Origin of the sequence: Helicobacter sp., from assembly GCF_029067145.1 — a bacterium.
In the GTDB taxonomy this organism is placed as follows: Bacteria; Campylobacterota; Campylobacteria; order Campylobacterales; family Helicobacteraceae; genus Helicobacter_D.
In genome coordinates this window covers 1-6,870 of record NZ_JAIEFA010000014.1, presented here as the reverse complement: position 1 = coordinate 6,870, position 6,870 = coordinate 1, and the positions used below count along the sequence as shown (strand labels likewise).

The following is a 6,870-nucleotide window of genomic DNA, read 5'->3' as shown; positions in this document are numbered from 1 at the left end:
CCCATTAATTGTTCCTTTTAAAAAAAAATAAACAAAATTTTTCCCGCGAAAAACCCCCCCCCCCCCCGCAGAAGTGGCAGCAGCTTGGATACTTGCAGCTTTAATGAGCTCGTTTTGGAATAAGAATAAATCCAAATCCAAGTCTTTTTTGTCAATATTGTAAGTGTTTTTCAACTCATTATAGACTTCTTTAAGTTTTACTTTATCTCCCAAATACGCATAGATTCTAAGCTTAAGATAAGCAAATTCTAGCAAATCTGTTTGTGGGATTGTCTCTCTTAAGTCTTCTAATCTTGCAATCACTTCCTTAGCATCTAGGATTTCAATGTAATTCTTAATGATTTCAAGCTTTGTTTTATTGGAAAGTGCAAGTTTGCGCTCATACTCTTTGGCTTTGATAAACTCCAACGCCTCTTGTGAAGTTTGATTCAATCTTGAGGTATAAAGATAGTTAAAGATGATTTCCTCATTTAGAATCACTTGTGTATCACTAAACTCGCTTTCTCCCAAATGTTCTAGCACAAACCTAAATCTTTTACTTGCTTCTTTATAGCACTTCGCATTCAAGGCATTTCGTGCAAGGTTTAGGACATAATCTAGCGTCCATTTTCGCTCATAAGGCTTATCAAGCTCTAAAATCGCATTGTAGATTCGCTCACAACATTTCCCATCTCTAAACTCAAAGGTATTTTCTATATTGGATTTATAAGGTTCTCCGACTTTACAATCATTTTGGAGTAGAATCTCTAGCTCTTTTAGCAACTCTTCTTCAGTAGTAACGACAGGACCAAAGCCGTCTTTGCAGTAATCAAAATAGCCCTTTTGATATTGATTATTGCGAAACTCCTCTTCATCAAACTGATAATACAATACAGGCTTTTTAAGGTATGCCATTTCAAAAGATACGCTTGAATAGTCTGTAATCATTATGTCCGATTCTATAAAGAGTTGTTGCAAAGAAGTCTCATCGGTCTTCATTTTTGCAAAGCTTGGAATCGCAAAATCCTTAATATAAGGCATCGTATTTTGGTGAGGATTAAAGACAATATTACAACGATATTTTTCACAAAGTTGTTGGAGTGTTTGGCTTGATAGCAGTGTATTCCAGTAATGAAAATATTGACTTTCTAAAAATTGTGGATTATATTTTCTTGCATTTCCATTTCCAATCATATCACCGCTTAAATGTTTCCTCCAAGTTGGCATAAGCAAAATTTGCCTTGTCGCTTGGCTTTGCTTCTGATATGATAAACTTTTAGACAATAATCTATCGTGCCTTGCTAATTCTGTGAGTTGCATTTCTTTGATTCCAAAGATATAATGATTGAAATCTCCTACAATTGAATCGTATTCGCCTTGTGTAGAGGTGATAAAAAGACTAACTTGCTTAGAGTTTAGCCAAGAAGATAAATCATTTAGAATCACTCCGTGCTGCAAAAATACAAAATCTTTACCCTTTAGAGTGTCCTTGCCTAGATGATTTACTAGATAGGCATCAATATGGCTAGAAATCACTTTACTAGAATTTTTGAGAATGTCTCTAAATTCTTGAGTATCAAAGGCGACAAGATTAAACCCCTCTTTTTGTAACCTTGTCCAATCTTTGGATTCCCTTCTTAGTGCAAACACAATGTTTTGTTTAGGATAATTTTTAGCCAAATAGCGATAGAAATGCTCTGCATTGTCATCTGCTTCCGTGTCTCTATCCATTAGAAGCCACAGAGTATTAGAGTTTTGAATCTGTTGGAATTCATCTTCAATGTATGCAACTACTAAGCTTTGGTGCTGCTTCCCGCCAAAAGTAATTCTAGCTTTCTGCCCTCGCACAAATATTTCTAACTCATTGGAATTTTGCGGGATATGCACCCAAAATCTTTTCTCATAGCAAAACACTCTATCCAAAAAGTCATTTTGCACGATTTTTTCATAATCTGCATAAACTTCCTCCCCATCAATCCTAAACGATTCTATATCCTTGGCATCGGGTGTGAAATAACGGATTAGAATCTGTCTTTTTACCGCATCAAATCCATCTATATAAGTGATTTGAAAAGGTGGATATTCTTTCTTGAAACAATTGAGGATTCCAACTTTGTGATAAAACCAACAATCCGCAAGGTTAAATTCCAAAATCCTCTGGGTGTCTATGAGAGAATAAATCCTATCCAAAAGGGAGAAAAACTCCTCTCGTTCTCGTGGAGTATGAAAACTGAATTTACTAGATTTGTTAAGTGTTGCTTTAATTTGCCAAAACAAATCGTAGAGAATTGTGTTTTGGAGGAATGCAGGAGGAAACTTGAAAGATTCTTTAGCATTTAGCAAAAGACGAAGCAAAAAGCCCATTTTAGAGATTTGCTTTTTATCTGCTTCAAGCACATTGTCTAATGTAGAACTTCCATCACTTCGTTTGCGATAATAAAGTTTTGCGTTACGCAAGAATGCACTACTAGATTCCATATTAGCCATTAAAAATTCATTAACAAACTTTGCATCTTCGAAATTTGGCTTTAAATCTTCGTCCATTCTCAAACTACCAATACGCCCCAAAGGAAAGAAAGCTGACATAACCGCTAATTGAATCAATCCATTTAGATTCTTATTTCGCTTGGTTGTTGCTACATCTTTGAACTTGTTTTTAAGCGGGTGTGTATCACTAAAAGCATTCTTTGCTTCATAATAAAAAATCACATTACACCCCACCATACAAATATCTTTATCGGCATTCTCTCCTAAAAACTTATCCACTTCATAGAAATAATCTCTATCCAAGAAGTCATCAGGGTCGGTAAAGGTTACCCAAATGGGCTTTTGGCTGTCATTAAGAGAGGCTTTAGGGTAATCTATCATATTAGACTTTTGGGATTGCATTGTAGAATCTTTGGTATGCAAAGTTATAGATTGCTTTATCCTATCATCCTCACAAGAACTAGTTTGATGGCTTTGTGTCATTGCGAGACTTGATTTATCAAGTCGTGGCAATCTATGATATGGAATCTCACCTGTGATTTCTGCACTTGCACTCTCAAGATAGCCTAGTTTCTCTTGGAGCCACTTTATTCCTAGATTCCTTGCACTTGCTTGTCCGCCATTTTCTTTATGGAGATAGACGATATTTTCTGGAAATCTCTTTTGATATTTTTGGATAATCTCTGCGCTCCTATCGGTGCTTCCGTCATCTACGCAAATAATAGTAATATTGTTTTTGAAATCCAATCTTTGCTTGAGGATAGAGTTAAAATAATCGTCCAAATATTTTTCCACATTATACACTGCGGAGATGATGTAGTATTCCGCAAAGCCGTGCTTTTTCTTTGGTTTTAAACTTTTTAATTGATTTTCAATCGGGATAATGCGCTTATCTAGCGCGTCTTTAAAGAATGCTTTAGGATTATTTTGTAATTTTCTTAATTTTTTTGGGCTTAAAAATGGCTTTAATACATTCATTAATACTCTTTTTTATTTACTATTGAAAATAAGACTTTTCAATACAAATATTTTCTTTGTGTGGGAAATAGATTTGTGTTAGAAATGCTTTATTTAGAGGCTATCTAAAAGGTTATTTAAGAATCGCAAAGCCTATCATAGCTCGCAAAAAAGAGGGTTTAGATTAACAAGAAAAAGCTTGCACTTCGTGTGTTTTATTTAATAAAGATTAAAATTTATTTGCGGGATTTTGAAGTATAATTTTGCAGGGTGTTTGCCACAGGTCTTCACACCCTGCGGCAAAATCTATGCCCCAAAAGGAGCAAAGATGAAAACCGTAAAATTCATCTTGTGCGCAATTATACTGCTTTGTATAATTGTTGTCAAGGCTTATTAGCTTAAGCCTAGCCCTGCTTTGCAGGGCTCAAGATGAATTTCAACCTGTGATTCTCCCTTAAATCATTTGGTGTGTAATTTTAAGAATTTATAATATATAATGGCAGATTTGAAAAGTCTTATTTTCAATACAAGTTAATTTAAAGTCATAATTTAAGGTAAAAGTTGTGTTTGATTATTGTATCGTAGGAAGTGGGTTGTTTGGTAGCATTTTTGCCTATGAAGCCTCTAAGCGTGGCAAAAAATGCTTAGTGGTAGAAAAACGCAATCACATTGGGGGGAACTGCTACACCAAAACCCAAGAAAACATTAATGTTCATCTCTATGGCGCGCATATTTTTCGCACCTCCTCCAAAGCAATTTGGGACTATGTGCGGCAATTTGCGGACTTTAATCACTTCATCAACTCTCCGCTTGCAAACTACAAAGGCGAGATTTACAATCTACCCTTTAATATGAACACCTTTTGCAAGCTTTGGAATATCTCCACGCCCAAACAAGCCCAAGACATTATAGAATCCCAAAGAAAATCCGCCCTCAAAAACCTAAAAGGTGAGCCAAAAAACCTAGAAGAACAAGCCCTCTCCCTCGTAGGCTCTGATGTGTATGAAAAATTCATCAAAGGCTACACCCAAAAGCAATGGGGGAGAGAATGCAAGGATTTGCCTGCCTCCATTATCCGCAGGATTCCTGTGAGATTAACCTATGATAATAACTACTTCAATGACCCTTATCAGGGAATCCCAAAGGGTGGTTACACTCCAATTTTTCAAAAGCTTTTATCCCAATGTGAAGTGCGTTTGAATACTAACTTTTTAGAACACAAAGAGGAGTTGAAAAGCCAAGCTAAAAAGGTGCTTTTCACCGGGGCGATAGATTCCTACTTTGGCTACAAACTTGGTGCATTGGAGTATAGAAGCTTGCATTTTACGCACGAGACTTTAGAGATTCCAAACTATCAAGGCGTAGCAGTGGTAAATTTCACAGACGAGCGGACGCCTTATACACGAATCATAGAGCACAAACACTTTGAGTTTGGCACACAAGAGCGAACGATTATTTCCAAAGAATATCCGCTAGAATGGAATCCCGCGCAAGAGCCTTATTATCCGATTAACGATGACAAAAATCAAGCACTTTTTGCAAAATATCAAGAGCTTGCTAAGGCGGAAGCTAATATTTTGTTTGGCGGACGACTTGGGGAGTATAAATATTATGATATGCAAGATGTGATTCAAGCTGCTTTGGAACTTGTTAAGAGAGAGTTTGCGCAATGAATCCTAAAGTCTCCATCGTCATCCCCTCTTTAAACTCCATACGCTACATAGAGGAATGCCTCCAAAGTGTGCTAAATCAGACTTTGCAAGAGATTGAGATTCTATGTGTTGATGCAAACTCCACCGATGGCACTTTGGAATATTTAAAAGAGCTAGAATCCAAAGATAAAAGGCTAAAAGTCATTGTTTCAGATAAAAAATCCTATGGCTACCAAATGAATCTAGGAATTAAAGCTGCAAAAGGAGAGTATTTAGGAATCGTAGAAAGTGATGATTATATTAAGCCTAATATGTATGAGGAGCTTTATAAAATTGCAAAAGAGAAAGAATGCGATGTGGTAAAGGGGAATATGTTAGAGTTTGTAGATAAAAATGGAGAGAGGATATTCACGCACACGCGTTTGATAAATTGGACTAAATGTCTTTACCAAAAGAATTTAAATGCAAAAGATATGAGAGTTTTTACTCAAAGTGGCATTATGAATCCAAGCGGGATTTTTAAACTTTCGTTTTTAAAGGAAAATCAAATCTACCATAATGAAAGCTTGGGTGCAGCTTATCAAGATACAGGATTTTGGTTTTTCACCCATTTGCTTGCACTAAAAATGTTTTTTGTCAATCAAGCATTTTATTGTTATAGGCAAGATAATGAAAGCTCATCGGTGAATAATATTTCTTTAGAGAAAGCCTTAAATCTAAGCAAAGAATATGATTTCATTCGCAAAAAACTTGAGGAATATCCTAATTTTTTTAACCTAATTCCTCTTGTGAGTTATTTGCGCTTTGGTGGGCATAATTGGATTTTAGGGCGCATTATGGACGCATACAAATTACCCTTCCTCCAAAGAATCCAAAGTGAGTTTTTAGAACTTGAAGCTAAAGGAGAGTTGGATTGGAGCTATTTTGATGAATTTCAAAGAGCAAAGTTAGAGCGAATCCTAAAAAGCCCACAAGAATACTATCAAAGCATAGCATCTAAGCCTAAAGGTGCAGTAGAAAGGGTAAAAAATCAGCTTTCTTATAAATTAGGAGCGGAGATTTTAAAAACAAAAAATCCGATGAGAATATTTATTTTAACTTTTAAGCTAAAAAATCTCATAAACCATTGGGGACAACTAGAATCCAAAACCTTAAATTTAGATGATTTTAGTGATTATTACGAGGGACTTAAAACTTGCAAACATCTTTCCTATTCTCTTGGATTCACTCTTTTAAAAGCTTATACAAATTGGTATAAGGGAGAAATTTTACTGCTACCTTTTAAGTTTTATAGAGTTTATAGACAATTTAAAGAAAATTAAGGACATAAATGGAAGTTTTGCTATCAATCATTGTGCCTTGCTATAATGTAAGTCCATATATTAATGATTCTTTCAAGTCTTTAATTTCGCAAAAAGATATAAAAAATTTTGAAATACTTTTTATTGATGATTGCTCGACAGATGATACTCCACTAATAATCCAACAATTAATTTCAAAAACAAATACACCACATATTCATTTTCAGCTAATTAAAAATTCAATCAATGGCGGCTATGGCAAAGCAGTTAATTTGGGTATAAATAAAGCAAATGGTAAATATATTTGTATCTTTGAACCAGATGATATTTTGCCAAGCAAATATTATAGTATTCTATTACAACAAATTCAAAAAAAATCTTTGCAAGCTTGCTTTTATGATACTTATATAGAAACTAGAAATGGAATAAAAAACAATGTAGTTAATTTATATAAGCCATATTATGCAAAAAACACGTTGGACAGTTTAACAGAA

General features: G+C 34.9%; 4 protein-coding genes and 1 pseudogene. 3 read left to right on the top strand and 2 right to left on the bottom strand.

The window, feature by feature from the left end; translation table 11 throughout:
- Together K2N75_RS01035 and K2N75_RS01030 are read right to left on the bottom strand one after the other, a co-directional pair.
- Positions 1-2,343: CDP-glycerol glycerophosphotransferase family protein (locus tag K2N75_RS01035; RefSeq protein ID WP_297681346.1), on the bottom strand; the 2,343-nt coding region annotated here is incomplete at its 3' end.
- A gap of 696 nt (positions 2,344-3,039) precedes the next feature.
- Positions 3,040-3,444, bottom strand: a pseudogene (locus tag K2N75_RS01030) (glycosyltransferase); the annotation flags it as partial.
- Between the two features lie 542 nt (positions 3,445-3,986).
- On the opposite strand from K2N75_RS01030, the gene glf reads away from it, so the two are divergent.
- From glf to K2N75_RS01015, 3 genes are all read left to right on the top strand, one after another.
- Positions 3,987-5,096: a UDP-galactopyranose mutase gene (glf, locus tag K2N75_RS01025; protein ID WP_297681344.1), complete on the top strand. Its 1,110-nt coding sequence runs from the start codon at positions 3,987-3,989 to the stop codon at positions 5,094-5,096.
- Positions 5,093-6,397 carry a glycosyltransferase family 2 protein gene (locus tag K2N75_RS01020; protein WP_297681342.1) on the top strand — a complete coding sequence of 435 codons (1,305 nt, stop codon included), beginning with the start codon at positions 5,093-5,095 and terminating at the stop codon, positions 6,395-6,397. Before glf ends, K2N75_RS01020 begins: the two co-directional genes overlap by 4 nt.
- Before the next feature lie 8 nt (positions 6,398-6,405).
- Positions 6,406-6,870, top strand: a 465-nt coding sequence (locus K2N75_RS01015; protein ID WP_300119769.1) for a glycosyltransferase family 2 protein, incomplete at its 3' end; no start/stop codon positions are given.

Bases quoted from the DNA above. Each gene is read 5' to 3' on its own strand.
- K2N75_RS01020 (WP_297681342.1), top strand. From the start codon at position 5,093: ATGAATCCTAAAGTCTCCATCGTCATCCCCTCTTTAAACTCCATACGC.